This is a genomic window from Rhizobium sp. P38BS-XIX (assembly GCF_012641435.1).
Lineage (GTDB): Bacteria > Pseudomonadota > Alphaproteobacteria > Rhizobiales > Rhizobiaceae > Rhizobium.
In genome coordinates, this window is record NZ_JABAIJ010000004.1 from 434,871 (window position 1) to 454,479 (window position 19,609).

Annotated in this window: 18 protein-coding genes; 12 read left to right on the top strand and 6 right to left on the bottom strand. The window is 58.9% G+C overall.

The features are described 5' to 3' along the window. Positions 1-39 precede the first annotated feature (39 nt). Positions 40-798 carry an alpha/beta hydrolase gene (locus HGP17_RS16340; RefSeq protein WP_168810737.1) on the bottom strand — a complete coding sequence of 253 codons (759 nt, stop codon included), beginning with the start codon at positions 796-798 and terminating at the stop codon, positions 40-42. Between the two features lie 50 nt (positions 799-848). After that, positions 849-2,621, bottom strand: a complete 1,773-nt coding sequence (locus HGP17_RS16345) for a cytochrome c biogenesis protein DipZ (RefSeq protein ID WP_168810739.1) — start codon at positions 2,619-2,621, stop codon at positions 849-851. 359 nt (positions 2,622-2,980) lie between these two features. On the opposite strand from HGP17_RS16345, the gene HGP17_RS16350 reads away from it, so the two are divergent. The 8 genes from HGP17_RS16350 (at position 2,981) to HGP17_RS16385 (ending at position 10,042) form a co-directional block, all read left to right on the top strand. Further along, positions 2,981-4,033, top strand: coding sequence for an alpha/beta hydrolase (locus tag HGP17_RS16350; RefSeq protein ID WP_168810741.1), 1,053 nt, complete (start codon positions 2,981-2,983; stop codon positions 4,031-4,033). Positions 4,034-4,146: 113 nt separating this feature from the next. Next, a complete protein-coding gene (locus HGP17_RS16355) occupies positions 4,147-4,887 on the top strand; it encodes a response regulator (protein WP_168810743.1) in 741 nt (246 codons plus the stop codon). After that, positions 4,884-6,206 carry a HAMP domain-containing sensor histidine kinase gene (locus tag HGP17_RS16360; protein WP_168810745.1) on the top strand — a complete coding sequence of 441 codons (1,323 nt, stop codon included), beginning with the start codon at positions 4,884-4,886 and terminating at the stop codon, positions 6,204-6,206. Before HGP17_RS16355 ends, HGP17_RS16360 begins: the two co-directional genes overlap by 4 nt. A gap of 188 nt (positions 6,207-6,394) precedes the next feature. Beyond that, positions 6,395-6,811: an organic hydroperoxide resistance protein gene (locus HGP17_RS16365; protein WP_168810747.1), complete on the top strand. Its 417-nt coding sequence runs from the start codon at positions 6,395-6,397 to the stop codon at positions 6,809-6,811. Positions 6,812-7,124: 313 nt separating this feature from the next. Continuing rightward, on the top strand, positions 7,125-7,856 hold the full coding sequence (gene minC, locus HGP17_RS16370) for a septum site-determining protein MinC (protein WP_168810749.1): 732 nt from the start codon (positions 7,125-7,127) through the stop codon (positions 7,854-7,856). A gap of 29 nt (positions 7,857-7,885) precedes the next feature. Continuing rightward, on the top strand, positions 7,886-8,701 hold the full coding sequence (minD, locus tag HGP17_RS16375) for a septum site-determining protein MinD (RefSeq protein ID WP_168810751.1): 816 nt from the start codon (positions 7,886-7,888) through the stop codon (positions 8,699-8,701). Then, positions 8,698-8,958 carry a cell division topological specificity factor MinE gene (gene minE / locus HGP17_RS16380; protein ID WP_069610364.1) on the top strand — a complete coding sequence of 87 codons (261 nt, stop codon included), beginning with the start codon at positions 8,698-8,700 and terminating at the stop codon, positions 8,956-8,958. Before minD ends, minE begins: the two co-directional genes overlap by 4 nt. A gap of 361 nt (positions 8,959-9,319) precedes the next feature. Then, positions 9,320-10,042, top strand: coding sequence for a polysaccharide deacetylase family protein (locus tag HGP17_RS16385; protein WP_168810935.1), 723 nt, complete (start codon positions 9,320-9,322; stop codon positions 10,040-10,042). 18 nt (positions 10,043-10,060) lie between these two features. On the opposite strand, the gene HGP17_RS16390 is transcribed toward HGP17_RS16385, so the two are convergent. Then, complete coding sequence (locus HGP17_RS16390) at positions 10,061-10,663, bottom strand: TetR-like C-terminal domain-containing protein (RefSeq protein WP_168810753.1); 603 nt, start codon at positions 10,661-10,663, stop codon at positions 10,061-10,063. 111 nt (positions 10,664-10,774) lie between these two features. On the opposite strand from HGP17_RS16390, the gene HGP17_RS16395 reads away from it, so the two are divergent. From HGP17_RS16395 to HGP17_RS16405, 3 genes are all read left to right on the top strand, one after another. Further along, positions 10,775-11,464, top strand: coding sequence for a PspA/IM30 family protein (locus HGP17_RS16395; RefSeq protein ID WP_168810755.1), 690 nt, complete (start codon positions 10,775-10,777; stop codon positions 11,462-11,464). Positions 11,465-11,498: 34 nt separating this feature from the next. Beyond that, entirely contained in the window at positions 11,499-11,780 is a 282-nt protein-coding gene (locus tag HGP17_RS16400; RefSeq protein WP_168810757.1) for a YiaA/YiaB family inner membrane protein, read from the top strand. A 90-nt stretch (positions 11,781-11,870) separates the two neighbouring features. Next, positions 11,871-15,266 (top strand): acyl-[ACP]--phospholipid O-acyltransferase, encoded by a 3,396-nt coding sequence (locus tag HGP17_RS16405; protein WP_168810759.1) that lies wholly within the window; start codon positions 11,871-11,873, stop codon positions 15,264-15,266. Between the two features lie 185 nt (positions 15,267-15,451). On the opposite strand, the gene HGP17_RS16410 is transcribed toward HGP17_RS16405, so the two are convergent. Genes HGP17_RS16410 through HGP17_RS16420 form a run of 3 tightly spaced genes read right to left on the bottom strand, consistent with a single transcriptional unit; the run spans position 15,452 to position 18,712 of the window. After that, positions 15,452-16,465, bottom strand: a complete 1,014-nt coding sequence (locus HGP17_RS16410; RefSeq protein ID WP_168810760.1) for a HAMP domain-containing sensor histidine kinase — start codon at positions 16,463-16,465, stop codon at positions 15,452-15,454. Further along, a complete protein-coding gene (locus HGP17_RS16415; protein WP_168810761.1) occupies positions 16,465-17,169 on the bottom strand; it encodes a response regulator in 705 nt (234 codons plus the stop codon). The genes HGP17_RS16410 and HGP17_RS16415 overlap by 1 nt, the downstream gene beginning before the upstream one ends. A gap of 46 nt (positions 17,170-17,215) precedes the next feature. Next, positions 17,216-18,712 (bottom strand): DUF4173 domain-containing protein, encoded by a 1,497-nt coding sequence (locus HGP17_RS16420; RefSeq protein WP_168810762.1) that lies wholly within the window; start codon positions 18,710-18,712, stop codon positions 17,216-17,218. A 404-nt stretch (positions 18,713-19,116) separates the two neighbouring features. Between HGP17_RS16420 and HGP17_RS16425 the strand changes: the two genes are divergently transcribed. After that, positions 19,117-19,572, top strand: a complete 456-nt coding sequence (locus HGP17_RS16425; RefSeq protein ID WP_168810763.1) for a PRC-barrel domain-containing protein — start codon at positions 19,117-19,119, stop codon at positions 19,570-19,572. Positions 19,573-19,609: the final 37 nt, after the last annotated feature.

Here is a 19,609-nt window from a genome sequence, read left to right on the forward strand (position 1 = left end):
GCGGGCGGCGCTCATCGCTGAGATCGCCGCCCGACAGAGTTATTTGCCAGCGCCCTTGGCTGCCTTCTCGATGACGGCAGCCACCTTTTCCGGCTGGGAGGCGAAGACTGCATGGCTTGACTTGATTTCGGTCACGTCGCTGCCGGCGCGCTTGGCCATGTCGCGCTCAAGTTCGGGATTGATGGAGCGGTCGTTGGTCGCAACGACGGCCCAGCTCTTCTTCGCCTTCCAGGCGGGATCGCCGACTTTGGCGGTGAAAGCGGCCTTCGACGCAAAGACTTGCGATTTCGCCAGAAAATTGGCTTCGTCCTTCGGGAGATCGCCGGCAAAGTCGGCTGCAAATGTCGCCGGATCCAGATAGAGATACTGGCCATCCTTGGTTTCGCGGATGTTCATGCTGCCGGCTGGCTTCGAGCTTGCGAGGCTGATCAGGCTTTCGCCCTTGTCCGGCTGAAACGCCGCAACATAGACGAGGCCGGCAACATCGGGACGATTGCCTGCTTCAGTGATGACCATGCCGCCATAGCTATGTCCGACGAGCAGGCTTGGCCCGTTTTGAAGATCGAGCACGCGATTGGTAGCGGCAACATCGTCGGCAAGAGAAGTGATAGGTTCCTGCACGACTGTAACGTTGAATCCGTCCTTCTCCAGGATATCGGCCGTCTTGCGCCATCCCGAGCCATCGGCCAGAGCGCCGTGGACGATGACGATATTCTTGACCTCGGCTGCCTCGGCTGCGAATGCGACGGCGCTTGCGGCAAGGCCAAACGCGACGACGGAAAGAAAGCGGGTATTCATGGGAGTAACTCCTGTCAGGTGTGATTGATGCTTGAGGTGGGATAAAAATTTCAGCCGAATGTGAAGGCGTAGGCCTGCACCCCGGGATCGAGGAAACGAATCTCGAAGTTGCGTGCCGAGACGTCACCCGATTGGCGGACGAGCTGATAGAGCTTGGTAGCAGTCACGGTGCCGTTGCCGTCAGCGTCGGTATCGGAGCCGTGATCGGCGCCGGGCGGCTTGCCGTCGACAGTCACCTGGAAGCGGATCGGCTTTCCGTCGGCAGCGGGACCAAGGACGAGGTGCAGGTCGCGTGCGCTGAAGCGATAGCTGATGCCGCCGCCTGCCTTGTTGAGTGATGCCTGCTCCGAACCGACGGTCCAGGTGCCGGCCAATCCCCATTGGTTGAGGCCGGGATTGGCCACGGAATAGTTGGCGGCGATATCAGCCTTCACACCCTCGGGGGAGACGAAACCGGTCGCCTGATTGTAGCCGACATAGGTTTCGCCGGAACGGATGTGACCGAGGTCGGGGCTTGCTTCCGCCCCCTTTGCATCGGGAGCCACCGTGCCGCTTTGAGCCATGTTGCTGCCGGCTTCGCGCAGCAGATCCTGGATTGCCTGTTCCGTCTGCCGATAATTGCCTTCGCCGAAGTGCTGGTAGCGGATCTGTCCGTTGGCATCGATCAGATAATGAGCGGGCCAGTAGTTGTTCTCGAAAGCGCGCCAGATGCGATAATCGTTGTCGATCGCAACGGGATAGCCAATCTTGAAGTCGGCAATCGCCTTCTTCACGTTATCGACATTCTTCTCGAAGGCGAATTCCGGAGCATGGACGCCAATGACGACGAGGCCCTGATCCTTATATTTTTCCGCCCAGGCACGAACATAGGGAACGGTACGGATGCAGTTGATGCAGGAATAGGTCCAGAAGTCGACAAGCACGACCTTGCCGCGAAGCTGTGCCGTTGTCAGCGGCTGCGAGTTCAGCCAGGTGACGGCGCCATCCAGCGAAGGTGCGGCGCCCTCGATGGGAAGATCGCTGTGGAACGGCCGTGCCGCATCGGTGGCCACCTTCATGGCGGTGTTGCTGGCAACTTCAGTGGTGGGCGTTTCAGTCTTGCTATGCAGCCGCTCCAGGAGAGCCTGCTCGAAAGAGCCAGTGCTGGTATAGGAGAGACGAGCCAACAATCCGGTATCAAGGCCGAGCGCGATAGCTACCACACCTGCAAGAACCGCAACACCTGCGATCTGGCGTATCCGTTCGCTGACGCCGAGGGACTGCTTCATGCGGGCAAAGATCCTGCCGCCGGCGAGCAATGCAACGGCAAGCGAGGTTGCAGCACCGGCGCCATAGGCCAGCAGCAGGAATGTCGTTTGCAGATTGGCACCCTTCAAGGCAGCGCCTGTGAGGACAAGGCCAAGGATCGGGCCGGCACAGGGCGCCCAGAGCAGGCCGGTCGCAATGCCGAGAACGAAGGAGCTTTTGACACTCGCCGTTGCTCGATGTGCGCCTGCCGCGTTCAGCAGGTTGTTGCCGAGATCGACGGCTGGGCGGGAGAGGGCGCTTGCGATGCGGGGCGAAAGCAGGCTCAAGCCGAAAAGGCCAAGCAGGACGATCGCTGCCAGACGACCGTATTCATTGGCGCGGATCGCCCAGGCGCCTCCGACTGCGGCCAGCGTTGCAACCAAAGCAAAGGTGAGCGCCATGCCCGCAAGCATGGGCAGCGTGCTTCGCACGAAGGGCTGTCCGGCGCGGGCAAAGACGAAGGGGAGGATGGGCAGGATGCATGGACTTAAGATCGTCAGCGCACCGCCGAGATAGGCAATGATGAGAAGCGTCATCGTCTTGTTCCTTTAGAAGCGATTGACCGGCTGCGAACAGCGGCGAGCCGTGCTTAGCAGTGACGCCATCTGCCGTTGGCGACGTATCTCGAATGTGTCTGGTTGACTGCGAGAATGTACCGAAACGTCGATGTCTCCGGCTTCGATACATTGCGATACAAACTGGTCTGTGTGGCAGCGATTTTGCCGATCTCTCAGCCACCGGCAGGCTCTCGTCTATCGAAGGACGTGGATTGTATCAGATTGTATCTTGGCGGCCGAAAGCTACACAGGCATTCAAAACGAGGCCATCGACGACACATCGGCGATACATGCGGCTGGCTTTCTTAAGCCCACGATCCAATCCACAGGAGAGACAGATGTCTGAGGAAATCAACCACACCCGCCGCCGCTTCTTCGGCATGGCCGCCATCGCCGTTGCCGCCGCCGAATTCGGCCTGCCCGCCATCGCTGGTGCCGCCGAGCAGAAGTCGTCTGCCTCCACCCTGCCAACCGTCAAGGCCGGCAGCCATACCGCCTTCGAAACGCTGAAGCAGATCAATGCGGGCGTCCTCAACGTTGGTTACGCAGAAGCCGGCCCGGCCAATGGCCCTGTTGTCTTGCTGCTGCATGGCTGGCCTTACGACATCTATAGTTTTGTCGATGTCGCACCGCTTTTGGCCGGCGCCGGCTACCGGGTCATCATTCCCTATCTTCGCGGCTACGGATCGACCACTTTCCTCTCGAAGGACACACCGCGTAACGGCCAGCAGGCAGCCCTTGCCGCGGACATGATCGCGCTTCTCGATGCGCTCAAGATCGAAAAGGCTGTCATTGCAGGCTACGATTGGGGCGGCCGCACCGCCGATATCATGGCGGCACTCTGGCCGGAGCGTTGCAAGGCGCTGGTCTCGGTCAGCGGCTATCTCATCGGCAGCCAGGAAATCAACCGCAAGCCGCTGCCGCCCAAGGCCGAGCTTGCCTGGTGGTATCAGTTCTATTTTGCCACCGAGCGCGGCCGCCTCGGCTATCAGGAAAACCGGCACGATTTCGCAAAGCTGATCTGGCACACCGCTTCGCCGCAATGGGCTTTCGATGACGCCACCTATGATCGCTCGGCAGCGGCGTTCGATAATTCCGACCATGTCGATATCGTCATCCATAATTATCGCTGGCGCCTTGGTCTCGTCGAAGGCGAGGTGAAGTTCGACGCCTATGAACAGAAGCTCGCCGCAGGACCGGTCATTTCGATCCCGACTATCACCATGGAAGGTGACGCCAACGGCGCGCCTCACCCGGAACCGTCAGCCTATCGCGGCAAGTTTTCGGGCAAGTACGAGCATCGCACCATCACCGGCGGCATCGGGCATAATCTGCCCCAGGAAGCACCGCAGGCTTTCGCGCAGGCTGTGATAGATGTTGACCGCTTCTAGTTCGGCGGTAGCGTGCAGGAGGGCGTCGGCGTAAGCTGGCGCCCTCTGCCGTTGGCACGATGAAAGTTTGGTATTGGTAGGCTGATGCTTACGATGTTGAGTGGGAAATCAAAATGGAGCATGTCGACCATATCCTGATCGTGGATGACGATCGGGAAATTCGCGAGCTGGTGTCCAGCTATCTGAAAAAGAACGGCCTGCGGACAACGACAGCCGCCGACGGCCGGCAGATGCGCAGCTTTCTCGAAGCCAATTCGGTCGATCTGATTGTGCTCGACGTGATGATGCCGGGCGACGACGGTCTGGTGCTGTGTCGCGAGCTTCGCGCCGGAAAGCACAAGGCGACGCCGGTTCTCATGCTCACGGCACGCGATGATGAAATGGACCGGATTCTGGGCCTCGAGATGGGGGCTGACGATTATCTGGCAAAGCCGTTCGCCGCCCGTGAGTTGCTCGCTCGAATCAAGGCTGTTCTCCGGCGCACACGCATGCTGCCGCCCAACCTACAGATCAGCGAAGCAGGCCAGATGCTGGTGTTTGGGGATTGGCGACTGGATACCGTGGGGCGCCATCTTCTCGACAAGGATGGTACGGAGATCATGCTCAGCGGCGCCGAATACCGCCTGCTGCGCGTCTTCATCGACCACCCGCAACGCGTGCTCAATCGTGATCAGCTACTGAACCTCACCCAGGGCCGCGACGCCGATATATTCGATCGGTCGATCGACCTGCTCGTCAGCCGCCTTCGCCAGCGACTGGGCGACGATGCCCGTGAACCGATGTATATCAAGACGGTTCGCAGTGAAGGCTATGTCTTCTCCGTACCGGTGGAAATAGCGGAGCTTCGCCCATGACGATGATTGAGCTTCAAGGTCACCGGCCTTGGTGGCCGGGCACCCTGCGTGCACGCATTTCGCTGATCTTGCTCGCCGGGCTGGCTATTGCCTACGGACTTTCCTTCAGCGTGCTCTACATCGAGCGCTATATGTCGGCGAAAGCCGTCATGCTCGGCACCCTGGAGAGCGACGTGGCGACCTCGATCGCGGTACTCGACCGCCTGCCGGCAGATGAGCGAGCGAATTTCGTGGATTGGCTGAGCCGCGGCAATTATAACTTCGAGCTGGGCAATGGCTTACCTGGAGTGCCCGATACGTCGGTTCGCGGCGGCGAGATTGCTTCCAAGATAGAGGATGCCGTCGGCCACCGTTTCCCAATCCGCATGGAATCGATACCCGGCCCGATCGCACGCCTGCAGGCACATCTCGATCTGAGCGACGGCAGTCCGCTGACGATCGATGTGACACCGAAGGGAATCATGCCGATCGCGGCGTGGCTGCCTTATGTTTTCGTCGTTCAGATGCTGCTGATCGTGCTGTGTACCTGGTTTGCCGTGCGACAGGCGATCCGGCCGCTTGCCGAGTTTGCTGCCGCCGCTGATGCGCTTGATCCCAACAAGAAGGGGCCGGCCTTGAGCGATCGCGGGCCGAGTGAGGTGGCACACACCGCCAGGGCCTTCAACGCAATGCGTGATCGGATCGCGCATTACCTCGAGGAGCGCGTACAAATCCTGGCCGCGATCTCGCACGATCTGCAAACGCCGATCACGCGCATGCGCCTGCGCGCCGACATTGCGGACGATTCTCCCGAGAAGACCAAGCTGCTGCAGGATCTCGGGGAGATCGAGCGTCTGGTACAGGACGGCATCGCCTATGCGCGCAGCGCCCACGGCAATGGCGAGAAAAGTTCGCGAATCGACCTTGCGTCCTTCATTGAAAGCATCAGCTACGATTATCAGGACACCGGCAAGTCGGTCGAAATTCTCGGCCTCATTCAGGGAACGGTCGCAACAAAGCCGCATGCTTTGCGTCGCATCCTCACCAACTTCATCGACAATGCCATCAAGTTTGCGGGCGCTGCCGAAATCGCAGTGGAACGGCGGGACACGGGTCAGGTCGCGATCACAGTTCTCGATCGTGGTCCAGGCATTCCGCAGGACCAGATAGAGGCGGCCATGCAGCCGTTTTTCCGGCTGGAGCAGTCGCGCAATCGCAATACCGGCGGGACCGGGCTTGGGCTGGCGATCGCCCAGCAGCTTGCCCAGACGCTCGGTGGTTCCGTCAGGCTCTACAATCGGGAAGGCGGTGGACTGGCCGCCGAAGTCGTCATTTCCTGATTGACCCTTCAGAAGATTTTCGGGGGCTTTGTAAGCCATTGTATCCGGCCTGTTAGGCTCTACGTTTTGTGACATTTCCGGCCATTCCGGAAACATGCCGGATACGTCGACCCGTCAAAAACAACTCCGTCAACAGACGTTGCCGCTCACGAAACCAAAGAGCGGGCAACGCAACAAAGGAGTGTTCCATGACCAAGATCGACAAGGTTCTCTACACCGGCAAGACCCACACCATCGGTGGCCGCGACGGCTTTTCGCGCAGCGACGACAACCAGCTGGATGTCAAGCTTTCGCCTCCCGGCAGCGCTCATGCCGGCACCAATCCCGAGCAGCTCTTTGCAGCCGGCTGGTCGGCCTGCTTCATCGGAGCGATGGGTCTTGCCGCAGGCAAGCGCAAGATCAAGCTTCCCGCCGATCTCGCTGTTGATGCCGAAGTGGATCTGGGCACCACGGAGGGTGCGTACTTCCTACAGGCGCGGCTCACCATCAGCATGCCGGGCATCGAGCCCGAGGTTGCCCGCACCCTGGTCGAGGAAGCCCATCAGACCTGCCCTTATTCGAAGGCGACTCGCGGCAACATCAATGTCGAGCTGAGACTCGCCTGAGAATCGCCGGCCGGCGGGTATTGCGCGCCGCTCCGGAAGGTGTGGCGTGCAGAATCGTTAATTTTTTCCGATTGCATATGTCGCAAGGCCATTCATGCTTTGCGCCCGGAGGATCCCATGCGACCAATCATTCTTCTCCTTGCAGGTGCTGCGATTTTCGCCGCGCCATGCGTGTACGACCCTGGCTCCAACGAGCCTTCCGCGCTGAAAACTATTGCCGTTTTATGGCCCGGTTCTGGCTCGCTCGGAACGCCGCGTTAACCAGTTGTTAACCATATTAGCGCTACACAAGGTCAACGATTTATTTACATAGATGACCAAAGTGCTAACAGACGCTCGCTCGATCCGTATCAAGGGCCGCTCCTTTCTTGCGGTCATGCTTTCGCCGGATCTTCCGCTGGATCAGTGGTTGATCAGGCTTGACGACCTAGCAGCCCGTTCGGCGGGCTTCTTTCTCGGGCGGCCGGTTGTGCTCGATATCACCGATCTGCCGATCGACAAGGCGCAGCTCAAAGAGCTGATTGCAGAGCTTTCGGCGCGAAACGTCAGCATCATGGGCATCGAGGGTGGTCGCCCTTCGATCGCGGGACCCGGCATGCCGCCGATCCTGAAAGGTGGGCGCCCGGCAGCCGATTTCGAAGTCACCGAGGCCGAGCCGGTCGTCGAGCGTCGCAACAGCGAGCCCAAGGCGCCGCCTCCGGAGGTTCGTGCCGTCACGCAGTCGCTGATCATTCGCGAGCCGGTGCGTTCTGGCCAGTCGGTGATCTTCCCCGAGGGTGACGTCACCGTCATCGGCTCGGTGGCATCCGGTGCTGAGGTCATCGCCGGTGGATCGGTCCATATCTACGGCGCCCTTCGCGGCCGCGCCATGGCGGGCTCGATCGGCAATGCCTCTGCGCGAATTTTTTGCCGCAAGCTCGAGGCTGAGCTTCTGGCGATCGATGGAATCTACAAAATGGCGGAAGACGTATCACCCAACCTCAGGGGACAGCCAGTCCAGCTTTGGCTGGATGGTGAAACGATCATGGCTGAAAAACTAATCTGAGCCGAAGCGGGCCAAAACAGGAGAGCGAGATGGGCAAGGTAATCGTCGTCACATCGGGCAAGGGCGGAGTTGGGAAGACAACTTCGACGGCCGCATTGGGGGCGGCTCTGGCGCAGAGAAACGAAAAGGTTGTCGTCGTCGATTTCGACGTCGGTCTGCGCAATCTCGACCTGGTCATGGGCGCAGAACGCCGCGTTGTCTACGACCTCGTCAACGTCATTCATGGTGACGCGAAGCTGCCGCAGGCGCTGATCCGCGACAAGCGGCTGGAGACGCTCTTCCTGCTGCCGGCTTCGCAGACCCGCGATAAGGACAATCTGACCCCCGAGGGTGTCGAGCGCGTCATCAACGAACTCAAGAACTATTTCGACTGGGTCATCTGCGACAGCCCGGCCGGCATCGAGCGCGGCGCGACGCTTGCCATGCGCCATGCTGACGTTGCCGTTGTCGTGACCAACCCGGAAGTCTCCTCGGTACGCGATTCCGACCGAATCATCGGCCTGCTGGACTCCAAGACGCTCAAGGCCGAGCGCGGTGAGCGCATGGAAAAGCACCTGCTGCTGACCCGTTTCGATGCCGCCCGCGCTGAGCGCGGCGACATGCTGAAGGTCGATGATGTGCTGGAGATCCTGTCTATCCCGCTGCTCGGCATCATCCCTGAAAGCACCGACGTTCTTCGCGCGTCCAACCTCGGTTCGCCGGTCACGCTGGCCGATGCGCGCTGCGCGCCGTCGCTTGCCTATTTCGACGCCGCCCGCCGCCTTGCCGGCGAGCAGCTGCCGATCACCATTCCCGGCGAGAAGAAGAGCATCTTCGGCAAGATCTTCGCAAGGAGGGCTGCATGAGCATTTTCGGACTATTCCGCAAGCAGAGATCTGCACCGATGGCGCGCGAGCGTCTGCAGATCCTCCTTGCCCACGAACGCGCCTCCATCGGCTCGGATCTGGTATCCGTGCTCCGAGAGGAGATTCTCGCTGTCATCGCGAAGCATGTTCAGGTCGATCGTGACAAGGTGCAGGTGAAGATGGATCGCGACAAGGACGTCTCCATGCTGGAGATCGATGTCGAAATCCCGCGCGATGCCGCCTTGCAGGCTGCCTGACGAGAGATCGACACAAGTCAAATGTGCGAATTCTGTCACATAGAATTCCCGTGTGACAGAATTGCTAAAAATTTCGCGGACGGCCCTTGCAAAGGGGACGATTCGCGCTTATTTCCACGCCATCACCTGTATCGATGGCCTGCCGCTGACATCTATGTGTCGAGCCGGTGTTCGCTGTCCGGGTAAAAAAGCAAGGGCGCTCCCCAGAAATGGGTAGAGCGCCCTTTGCTTTTGTCGCAATCGCGGCGCTTTTCTTGTCCAAGGCGATATGCCAGTTTGCGGCATTGTTGCGGGGATATCGAGCTTGGGCGGGATGGCTTTTTTACGGAGTGTTGCGTTCAGGCTGTTGCCTGCGACCGCCATGCTGTTGGTGGGCAGTTTCGCCGTATTCGCCGCGGACAAGACCATCTTTCTGACGTTTGACGATGGCCCTTTGCCGGGCACGGCCAATATTCTTTCGGTGCTTGCCGAGGAGAATGTGCCGGCGGCGCTATTCATGGTCGGCCTGCATGTGGAGACCATACCCAACGGGCGCGATCTGCTGGCGCAGGCGAAGGGCATGCCGCTGATAACGGTTGGCAATCATAGTTACAGCCACGCCAACAACCGCTACCGGCGTTACTATTCCAACACGCAGGCGGTCGTTGCCGACATGTTGCATGCCAATCAGGTGCTAGGTCTTTCCCCGGTCGTCTACGCTCGTCTGCCGGGCAGGGATGTATTCCGGCTTCCGACGGTCTCGCGGGAGGATCTCTCCATCAATGTGGCCCAATGGGAGCGCGAGTGGCTGGATTACGAACTCGTGGCTGAAGCCGGTTTCTATCTGTACGGCTGGGATTTCGAATGGGTGCACAGCAATGACGGCAAGCCCGTGCAGTCGGTCGATCATCTGGTCAGCGAAATCGATCACCTTTTCCAGTATGGTCGCTTCACCCAGCGCGGCAAGATGGTCCTCCTCATGCATGACGAGATGTTTCAGGATCAGTTCAACGGGCAGGGGAACCTGCGAAGCCTGATCACCATGCTGCGTCAGCGTGGCTACGCTTTTGGTGACATCAGGAATTATGCGCCGTCGAATCCTTAAGCGCTGCAAGGCGCTTATTTATCGCGTGGCAGCGCCGGATGCGACCGTCAGAATGAAATCGTCAAGTTCTTGTTCCAGACTCTCGATCGGCAGGCCGACGAAGCGTCCTTCCAGGCTGATGCTGACGACGCCATGCACAGCGCCGAACAGTGTTCGCGCGCGGATGGCACGGGCCGTTTCCGACATGTCGGGTTGAAGCTCGGCAAGCGGTTCGGCGATGACGCCCATCAGGAACATATGTTCCTGCAAATGCCACTCGGGCGTTGGACGCCCCTCGGGCGGGCGATGGTCGAACAGTGCTTTCCACAGATTGCGCTTGGTGGCTGCGAAGCGGAGATAGCCTCGACCGAGGTTGCGCAAGCGGTCCGTCGGCGAGCGATCCTTGACCTCCGCGAGGGTCAATGACCTCTCGAGTTCCTTCAGCGTGGCGGAATTGACGTGAATGATAAGGTCGTCGAGATCGGCAAAGACGGTGTAAAGGCCGCCGAGCGCACAGCCCACATCCTGCGTGACATCACGCGCTCGAAGGTTCGAAAGACCGTCTGCCTCGATCCGATTGCGCGCCGCCTCGATCAGCCGCAGCTTCAGATCCTCGCGTTTTTCCTGCGTTTTCTTCGCCATTAACCATTCCAATCCGATTTTTTGAACGTTGTTCAAAATATTTCTTGAACAACGTTCATGATTCTGGCATATCTCGTTTCGTGAACATCGTTCATAAACGGGAGACGACAAATGTTCAATGTAATTCTGACGCTCATCCGAGGCCGCGCCCATGATGCCGAGCAGGCGTTCATCGATCGCAATGCTGTGCCGCTCCTGGCCCAGCAGATCCGCGAGGCAGCGGCCGGCATCCAGTCGGCGCGGCGCGGGGTCGCGGTGGCGGTTGCTCAGAACGAGCAGGAAAGCGACCGATACGCCTCGATCGTCGATCGGATCGTGGATCTTGAAATCCGGGCAGTCGCTGCATTGCAAAAGGGGAGCGAGGATCTCGCCCGGGAAGCTGCTGAAGCGATTGCCCAGCTTGAAGCCGAGCGCGATGCTTCCGAGAAGGCTCAGGCGCAATTCAACGCAACGATCGGCAAGCTCAAGGCAACGGTCCGTGCCGCCGATGCACGGTTGCATGAGCTGCAGCGTGGCGAGCGCTTGGTCCGCGCAACGGAGCAGACACAGAAGCTGACTGCCGCTTGCGATGACAATTCCGGCCTCGCGACCCTGGACGAAGCTGAGGAGACGCTCGCCCGCCTTCGCGCCTATCAGGATCGCTGCGAGATCGTCAGCTCGACCATGAAGGCCATGGATGCCGCTAGCCGCCAGGCCAATGTTATCGAAAAGCTTGCCAATGCCGGCTTCGGCGCACCGATCGGGCCATCTGCCGATGATGTTCTTGCCCGCCTGCGCAACCGCGTGAATTCAGCCGCCTGAAACCAGATATAGAGATACGAGAGAGGATACGATCATGAACGACAGCTTCCAGAAACATTCGCAGGCTTGGGTCAGCTTTTCCTATTTTTCCTGTGCCGCAGCGGCTTTCATGCTCTTTGTCGGGCTCTATATGATGCCCATCGACCTTTGGGGAAAAGGCTATCTCGCTATGGGCATATTGATGCTCGTTCAGACCGCGATCAACGTCACGAAGACCGTGCGCGACAACAGCGAAGCGGACAAGCTGATCCGCAAGGTCGAGGATGCCCGCACTGAAAAGCTTCTCGTTAAGTTCAATCGTGACGGTCAGGACTAATCTTTATTAACGACGCCGCAGAGTTGTAATCGTGTTCAACCTTTGCGTAACCACTCTGTGGCGTCTTATGCACTGAACGAGGGCAACGTCATGCAAACCCATTTGATGAGATCGAGGAAATTCGCGCCGCTCTTCTGGACGCAGTTCCTCACCGCTTTTAACGATAATTTCCTCAAGCAGACTCTGGTTTTCGTCATTCTGGCGCAAATGGCAGCCCAAGGCGCCGCGCTGGTGACGTTGGCTGGCGGTATCTTCATCGTGCCGTTCCTGCTTCTTTCGGCAATCGCCGGCGAACTTGCCGATAAATACGACAAGGCCAAGATGGCCGAGCTTCTGAAGCGCTGCGAGCTGGTGGTTGCAGCCATATCGGTTGTGGGCATTGGATTTTCCTCGATATGGATCCTGATGCTGGCTCTCTTTGGCTTTGGGGTCATCTCTTCTTTGTTCGGTCCGATCAAATACGGCATCCTGCCTGATCATCTCGAGAACAGGGACCTGCCGAAGGCGAATGCCTGGATTGAGGGCGGCACCTTCATCGCCATTCTCACCGGTACCATGATCGCCGCCATTGCCTTTCGCGAAGGCGAGAATGTCTGGATATTCGGCCCGATGATGATGGGGCTCTCCATTCTCTGCTGGTTCTCGGCGCGCATGATCCCAGCAACGGGATCCAGAGCTCCCGATCTGGTGGTCGATACCAATGTGGTGCGTTCCAGCTATCGGCTGGTCAACGAGCTTCGTACGGATAGCCGCATCTGGCGAGCATCCCTGATGAATTGCTGGTTCTGGTTTGTCGGCGCTTTCATCATGTCGATGCTGCCGATCATGGTGCCGGATATTCTCGGTGGTTCAGAAATCGTCGTGCCCGCCTATCTGGCGATCTTCGCGATCTCCGTTGCCATCGGCTCGGCTATCGCCGGATGGATGGCAGCCGGCCGCATCGTTCTCTTGCCGGCACCGATCGGCATGCTGATCGTCGCGCTCTTCGGTCTCGATCTCGCCTGGAACCTCTGGGGCCTTCAGTCCACAACGCACGCAGAGTCCATTCTTGCCTTCTTCGAGGGTCCGAAAACGATCCGCGTTGCAATCGATCTGGCCGGCATGGCCATCGGCGGGGCTTTCCTTGCCGTGCCGACTTTTGCGGCGATGCAGAGCTGGGCGAATGAAGATCGCCGCGCCCGTGTCATCGGTGCGGCAAACGTCCTATCGGCTCTCTTCATCGCTGTCGGGCTGGCGCTGGTCGCCGTGCTGCAGGCGATCGGCCTGTCGATCCCAATGATTATCCTCAGCATTTCGGTATTGAACATCGCAGTCGCCTGGCTGATGCTGAAGACACTGCCGACAAACGCCTTCCGCGATCTCATCTCCATCATCTTCCGCGCCTTTATGCGGCTGGAAGTCGAAGGACTGGAGAACATCCGCAAGGCGGGTCCGGCACCAATTATCGCGCTCAACCATGTGAGCCTGCTCGACGGTGCGCTCGCGCTTGCGATTACCGAGGAAGAACCGGTTTTCGCCATCGACTATGCCTTCGCGAAAAAGTGGTGGGTGCGGCCGCTTCTGACGAAATGCAAGTTCCTGCCCCTTGATCCCACAAAGCCGATGGCGACCCGTTCACTGATCAAGGTTATCCAGGATGGTAGCCCGGTCGGCATCTTCCCCGAAGGACGCCTGACTGTTACCGGTACGCTGATGAAGGTCTATGACGGCGCCGCTATGGTTGCCGACAAGACCGGCGCGATGATCGTGCCCGTTCGCATCGACGGTCTGGAAAAGAGCTACGCATCCTATTTGACTTCGGCCCATGTTCGTCGTCGCCTCTTCCCCAAGGTCAAGGTGACGATCCTCGAGCCGGTGAAGCTTGAGGTTCCGGCGGAGCTTAAGGGCCGCAAGCGCCGTATTGCTGCTGGTGCCGCTCTTTATAGGATCATGTCGTCGCTGATGTTCCGCACGGCCGATACGAACAATACCGTCATTGGTCGAGTCATCGAAAGTGCCCACGAGTTTGGTGGCAAGAAACTTGCAGTCGAGGACCCGATTGCCGGCAAGCTCTCCTACGCGAAACTCCTGACGGGTGCTGCCGTGCTTGGGGCGAAATTCAAGACGATGTTCCCCGGTGAAAAGACGCTCGGCGTCATGTTGCCGAACGCCAATGGTACGGCTGCGACAGTGCTCGGCGTCATGTCTTCCGGCAAAGTCCCGGCCATGTTGAACTTCACGGCTGGCGCCGCCAATATTCTCTCGGCATGCCGGACAGCCGAGGTCAAGCATGTCCTTTGCTCGCGCGCTTTCGTCACCCAGGCCAAGCTAGGTCCCGTCGTCGAAGAGCTCGAAAAGCAGGTCAAATTTGTCTGGCTCGACGAGTTGCGCACGCAGATCACCTTCTTTGACAAGATCTTCGGCCTCATGCGCAAATACAGACCGCTGGTCAAACGCGGCCCGGATGATACGGCCGTCATCCTCTTTACCTCGGGTTCGGAGGGCGCACCGAAAGGTGTGGTTTTGACCCACCGCAACATTCTGTCGAATGCAGCTCAGGCAGCTTCGCGTATCGACTTCCATCCCGGCGACAAGGTGTTCAACATCTTGCCGATGTTCCACTCCTTCGGCCTGACGGCAGGCACTATCCTGCCGCTGGTCTCGGGCGTGCCGACCTTCCTTTATCCGTCGCCGCTGCACTATCGCATCGTGCCGGAATTGATCTATGTCTCGAATGCGACCATTGTTTTCGGCACGGATACGTTCCTGAACGGGTATGCCCGCAGCGCCCATCCCTACGATTTGCGATCGATCCGCTACATCTTCTCCGGCGCCGAGCCGGTGAAGGCCTCGACTCGCGAAGTCTATATGGAAAAATTCGGCCTGCGCATCCTGGAGGGCTACGGTGTTACAGAAGCCGCTCCTGTGATCTCGCTGAACACACCGATGTACAATCGTTCTGGAACGGTCGGTAAGATCATGCCGGGCATGGAATGGAAGCTGGAGCCGGTTCCCGGCATCGATGAAGGTGGCCGCCTTCTGATCCGCGGCGCCAATGTCATGGCCGGCTACCTGCGCGCCGACAATCCGGGTGTCCTCGAGCCATTGCCGGACGGCTGGCACGATACCGGCGATATCGTCACCATCGATGAGGACGGTTTCGTTAAGATCCGTGGCCGGGCCAAGCGCTTTGCCAAGATCGGCGGCGAAATGATCTCGCTGGCTGCCGTGGAAACCCTTGCCGCACAGCTTTGGCCCGGTGCTCTCAGCGTTGTCTCGTCCATACCGGATGCCAAGAAGGGCGAACGCCTCGTTCTCCTGACGGATGCGCCGAACGCGACACGAAGCGATTTCCTGGCCTTCGCCAAATCGAAGGGCGCCACGGAAATGATGGTCCCCGCCGAGGTGACTGTCGGGAAGGTGCCGGTTCTCGGCTCCGGCAAGATCGATTTTGTGACGGCGCGCGCCATGGCTCTGGAAGCTCAGTCGCAGGTCGAAGCAGCATAAACCTTGCGCCATAAATACAAAACGGCCGATGGTTCGAACCATCGGCCGTTTTGTTTGATCAGCGCCTGAGATTGCCGATCGTCTTAGAGCGGTTCAGCTTTTCACGGAATCCCCGAGCCGCTCTATCTCTTTGTTTTCGCGCAATTCCGGACGGAAAACCGCTGCGCACTTTTCCTGGAATTGCTCTAGGAGCTGCGGGGCAAAGCCACTTGAAAGACGGTGCCTTGCTCGCTGCTCTCCAGCAGTTCGATGCTGCCGCCATGCGAGGTGAGCATTGCCCGGACAATGCCGAGCCCCATGCCGGTGCCGCCATTCTCTCGCCTGGTCGAAAAGAATGGCTCGAAGATGCGATCCCGATTCCCGTCTGCAATGCCGTACCCGTTGTCGCGAACCTGGATCGACATTCGCCGTCCTTCCGCGCTTGCCCTTATTGCAAGCATCGTTGCACCGTTCTGAAAGGCATTCTCTGCCAGATTCGAGAAGATGATCCCGGCGGCTTCAACCGGCAGAGTCACCATTTCGTCGGTGCTGCCTTCATCGACAACGGCTAATTGGCGAAACTGCATTTTGAGCTGGGCGGCAATATCCTGAATGCTGCTCGCTCCCTGCTCGGACGGCAGCTCGGCTTTTGCCAGCTCCCGCAGGCGCGACAACAGCCTGTCCAGCCGTTCGGTATCGGCAATGATGTTTGCGAGGAAGCGGTTGCGCTGTTCTACGCCCATCGGATTTTCCTCGTCATCGTCGCGCAACAACTCGGCCGCGCCCCTGATCGAGGTTAGCGGCGATTTCAGCTCGTGAGACACATGGGTCGCAAAGGAGCGGACGTAATCGGAGTGGTCGACCAGCTTGCCGGCGAGATCAAGAAAGCTTTGCGAAAGGGTGGCTACCTCCCGCGTACCGTAGATTTCAAGCGGCCGGATGGCGGAGCGCCCGCCGCGCGCGATCTCGTCGGTGCGGGTGATCAATGCATTGATCGGCACGGTGAGTGTCCGCGTCAGAACGTAGGCAACAACCAAGGTCAGGACCAGAACGGCGGAAAGCGTCGCAATCTCTGCCGGCGCCATGGCGCCGGATGCGGCACGCACGACACGAAACCAGATGATCGTGAGCATTGGAAGCAGCATCACGGTCAGGAGAACGGCATAGACGATGAGAGCGAGCGGCGGCCGCCATTTCGGCCTCACCCGGGGCTTAAGCATCAGGCGCTTCCTTCCATGCCCGATGTCAGCTTGAAGCCGATACCGTGGACTGTCGCGATGATGCCCTTGCCGCCGGCCGCCGACAGCTTGGCGCGCAGATTGCGGATATGGCTGTCAATGGTGCGATCGGCCACCTGCATGTCGGCGCCATAAGCCGCATCCATCAGCTGATCGCGGCTGAAGACGATTTCAGGGCGTGAGAGCAGGGTATCAAGAATTGAAAATTCGAGCGCCGTAAGGCTGAGCGGTGTATCGGCGAAACTTGCTGTGCGACCGCCACGATTGAGACGCAGCAGTCCTGCGGACACCGAAATATTTGCAGCATTCAAGTCTGAGCCGGCTCCCGTCCGCTTCAGGATAGTTTTGACGCGGGCGACCAGTTCGCGCGGACTGAACGGCTTGGTGACATAATCGTCGCCACCGATCTCCAGGCCAAGGATCCGGTCGATTTCCTCATCGCGCGCCGACAGGAAGAGGATCGGAAGGTTCGAAGTCTTGCGGATGCGCCGACAGACCTCCAGCCCGTCCATGTCAGGCATGCCGACATCGAGCACGATGAGATCGAGCCCACCCTTGTGGAAAGCCATCATGGCTTCCGTGCCGCTGCGCGCGGTCGTTGTCCTCATGCCCGCGCGATCGAGAGCGAAGCAGATCACGTCACGAATATTGGGTTCGTCGTCGGCGACAAGGATGCGTTGGGCCATAGGGTGCCTATAGAGGTTCTCTCGCCTGTTTTTGTTCGTTTATGCATCATCTGGCAAGGGTGGGATGATCGCGAAGATAGTGATCGAGGCGGACGGTACGAAACGTCCAGCTTCTCCAGTCGTCCGGATTGTGCGGATTGCTCCAGACAAACGCATTGCGCAGGTTGGTGGCGACGGCTGCCTTCTCCGTCCATCCCGTGGGCAAGTTCGCCAGATATGCATCAAGTGCCGGGAGCACGGACGGGCCTAGCGTGGAGAGGTACTCGATGTCGAGCGGTACGCCATCGCCTGATATCTCCTGGCTGTGCGCAACGTTGAACCGCGCAATGAAAGCCGGAATGTCTGCAAGGGCCGTTCCATAAAGTGTCGCGACAAGTGCCGCCATGCTGAGAGCAACAAGCCATTCGTTGGAGCGATGCAACAGGATCCGCAGGAGGATGAGGAATAGGCCAACGGCAACAAGGCCCATCCATATGCCTGCCGCCACCCGTAATTCCGTGAGCGAGTAGGATTCGACGTAGAGATCCAATCGGAGAATGGACGAGACGCAGAGCAGGATATTTTGCGCGATCCAGAGGTGCACAAGGGCGCGAATGAGCCTGCTATGGTCTCCCGGACCGCCGCGCCGCATGGCGGCAAGCACGAACACGGCAGCCAGAAGGGCAGTGGCCATGAGGGGATAGGCACCGCGATGGGCATATTCGGCATGGCTCATGCCGTCAGGCAGGCTTGCCCCGCCCCAGAGGTAGGTGAGATCGAGTAAGGTCTGTATGGTAAACAGTGCATTGAACAGGACAAGCGAGCGCAGCAGCGCCGTGTGCCCGAAGAATTCGCTCGGACGTCTGGATCTATCGATTATGGCCTGATGGCCGCGTGAAGGCAGGCGCTTGAGGCGAGGATGCAGCAGGATGAACAAGCCCAGCGCGATGACAAGCCAGAAGCCAATACGCCAGATGTCCAGGAATTGAAGCAGATAGTAAAAATCGACGCTGCGCAGCGCCTTCTCGATAAGCGGGTTGGCATTGGCAAAGAGGGCAACGAAGCCGGCAGCAAAGCCAAGCGGCATAATCCATCCGCGAAGATAGCTCCAGATCGCTTGCGGCGTTGCCCGACGGGAGTGTCGAAAGCGGCTGTAAGTCGTTTTGCGGAACGGTCGCAAGGGTAAATCAAGAAGAAAGCGCAGCACGATGACGGGCAAGCGTTGCCAACGGCGAGGTAACAGCCCACTGCCGCCGAGCGAAACGGATATGAGGCCAAGCATGCTGACGCTCACACCCATCCACGATGGCGTTTCCAGAAGCGGAAGTGACAGGAGCGTGCAAAGGAGAAGAAGCGTTGCCGTGGACCACAGCGATCGGCTTCGCCTCGCGCAAACAAGGATGCCAATGGCGCTCGCGTTCACCATGAGAAAGAGGTTGAGCCCCAGCTCTCTGTCGAAGAGGAGAAAATCGGCAAGGATGACCAAAGCGATGACTGTAAGGGATTTGCGGTTTGAGTTGCTTGCGGGGCTAAGCGGTATGATTGGCAGGTCTGAGATGCTCATGAGCACTGGCCTTGCGTCATGGGTTGGCTAGTCGGCAGGAGTCTAAGCGCGGCCTGCCGACGCGGAACGTCGTTGCGAGGAGGATGCTCATCCACCAGCCACCAACTTTCCTTGAGAAGACTGTGCGGCAGGTGGACGGGCTGAGCGGCGGTATTTTCAGGTGCGTTGTTCATGACGTGACAGTCCCATGCGGCTTTGCAGAATCTGTGCAGGGCGCGAGGAGCTAATCAGGAAAATTGTCGTTCTGAGTGATGCGCCGATGAGGCCTATGGTTGCATCAAACGGCGCTGCCGCACGTGCCTGCCCGCAAGAACTAATGATGGAACTATTTGAAGTATCAGTCGTTTTCGAAATGTAGGTCAAATACGAACCTGCTGTCGAAAGTTCCAATCAGGAGTGCCTTCATGAAGTTTTCATTTGCTTCCGCAACTGCCGCGTTAATCGTTGCCGCCGGTATTTCAGGTGCCGCACAGGCGCAACAAAGCGCAGCATCCGGCGCTGATGCCATCATTGCGGGACCGGGGATCACGATGGGAACGACGGCAACCATGCCTTTGAAATATGTCGAGATCAAAGATACCGATCTCGTGACGTCGAAGCTCATTGGCACCACGATCTACAACAAGCAGGATGAATCGATCGGCTCGATTTCTGACGTTGTGATCGGCGACGGCAAATCCGTGATCGGGGTTGTCGCAAGCGTCGGAGGTTTCCTGGGCATAGGCGACAGCTATGTTGTCATCGACCCTGCGTCGATCGCCCTTGCCAACGACAATGGTTCTTGGAAGGCCTATGTCGACACGACGAAGGACGATCTGTCGAAGGCGCCGAAATTCGACTATTCCAAAATGAAGAAGTAGGCCGCCCGCGCGAAAGAGCATTCGGCGTAGCCGCGAA

Bases quoted from the DNA above. Each gene is read 5' to 3' on its own strand.
- HGP17_RS16340 (WP_168810737.1), bottom strand. From the start codon at position 798: ATGAATACCCGCTTTCTTTCCGTCGTCGCGTTTGGCCTTGCCGCAAGC.
- HGP17_RS16345 (WP_168810739.1), bottom strand. From the start codon at position 2,621: ATGACGCTTCTCATCATTGCCTATCTCGGCGGTGCGCTGACGATCTTA.
- HGP17_RS16350 (WP_168810741.1), top strand. From the start codon at position 2,981: ATGTCTGAGGAAATCAACCACACCCGCCGCCGCTTCTTCGGCATGGCC.
- HGP17_RS16355 (WP_168810743.1), top strand. From the start codon at position 4,147: ATGGAGCATGTCGACCATATCCTGATCGTGGATGACGATCGGGAAATT.
- HGP17_RS16360 (WP_168810745.1), top strand. From the start codon at position 4,884: ATGACGATGATTGAGCTTCAAGGTCACCGGCCTTGGTGGCCGGGCACC.
- HGP17_RS16365 (WP_168810747.1), top strand. From the start codon at position 6,395: ATGACCAAGATCGACAAGGTTCTCTACACCGGCAAGACCCACACCATC.
- minC (WP_168810749.1), top strand. From the start codon at position 7,125: ATGACCAAAGTGCTAACAGACGCTCGCTCGATCCGTATCAAGGGCCGC.
- minD (WP_168810751.1), top strand. From the start codon at position 7,886: ATGGGCAAGGTAATCGTCGTCACATCGGGCAAGGGCGGAGTTGGGAAG.
- minE (WP_069610364.1), top strand. From the start codon at position 8,698: ATGAGCATTTTCGGACTATTCCGCAAGCAGAGATCTGCACCGATGGCG.
- HGP17_RS16385 (WP_168810935.1), top strand. From the start codon at position 9,320: ATGCTGTTGGTGGGCAGTTTCGCCGTATTCGCCGCGGACAAGACCATC.
- HGP17_RS16390 (WP_168810753.1), bottom strand. From the start codon at position 10,663: ATGGCGAAGAAAACGCAGGAAAAACGCGAGGATCTGAAGCTGCGGCTG.
- HGP17_RS16395 (WP_168810755.1), top strand. From the start codon at position 10,775: ATGTTCAATGTAATTCTGACGCTCATCCGAGGCCGCGCCCATGATGCC.
- HGP17_RS16400 (WP_168810757.1), top strand. From the start codon at position 11,499: ATGAACGACAGCTTCCAGAAACATTCGCAGGCTTGGGTCAGCTTTTCC.
- HGP17_RS16405 (WP_168810759.1), top strand. From the start codon at position 11,871: ATGCAAACCCATTTGATGAGATCGAGGAAATTCGCGCCGCTCTTCTGG.
- HGP17_RS16410 (WP_168810760.1), bottom strand. From the start codon at position 16,465: ATGCTTAAGCCCCGGGTGAGGCCGAAATGGCGGCCGCCGCTCGCTCTC.
- HGP17_RS16415 (WP_168810761.1), bottom strand. From the start codon at position 17,169: ATGGCCCAACGCATCCTTGTCGCCGACGACGAACCCAATATTCGTGAC.
- HGP17_RS16420 (WP_168810762.1), bottom strand. From the start codon at position 18,712: ATGAGCATCTCAGACCTGCCAATCATACCGCTTAGCCCCGCAAGCAAC.
- HGP17_RS16425 (WP_168810763.1), top strand. From the start codon at position 19,117: ATGAAGTTTTCATTTGCTTCCGCAACTGCCGCGTTAATCGTTGCCGCC.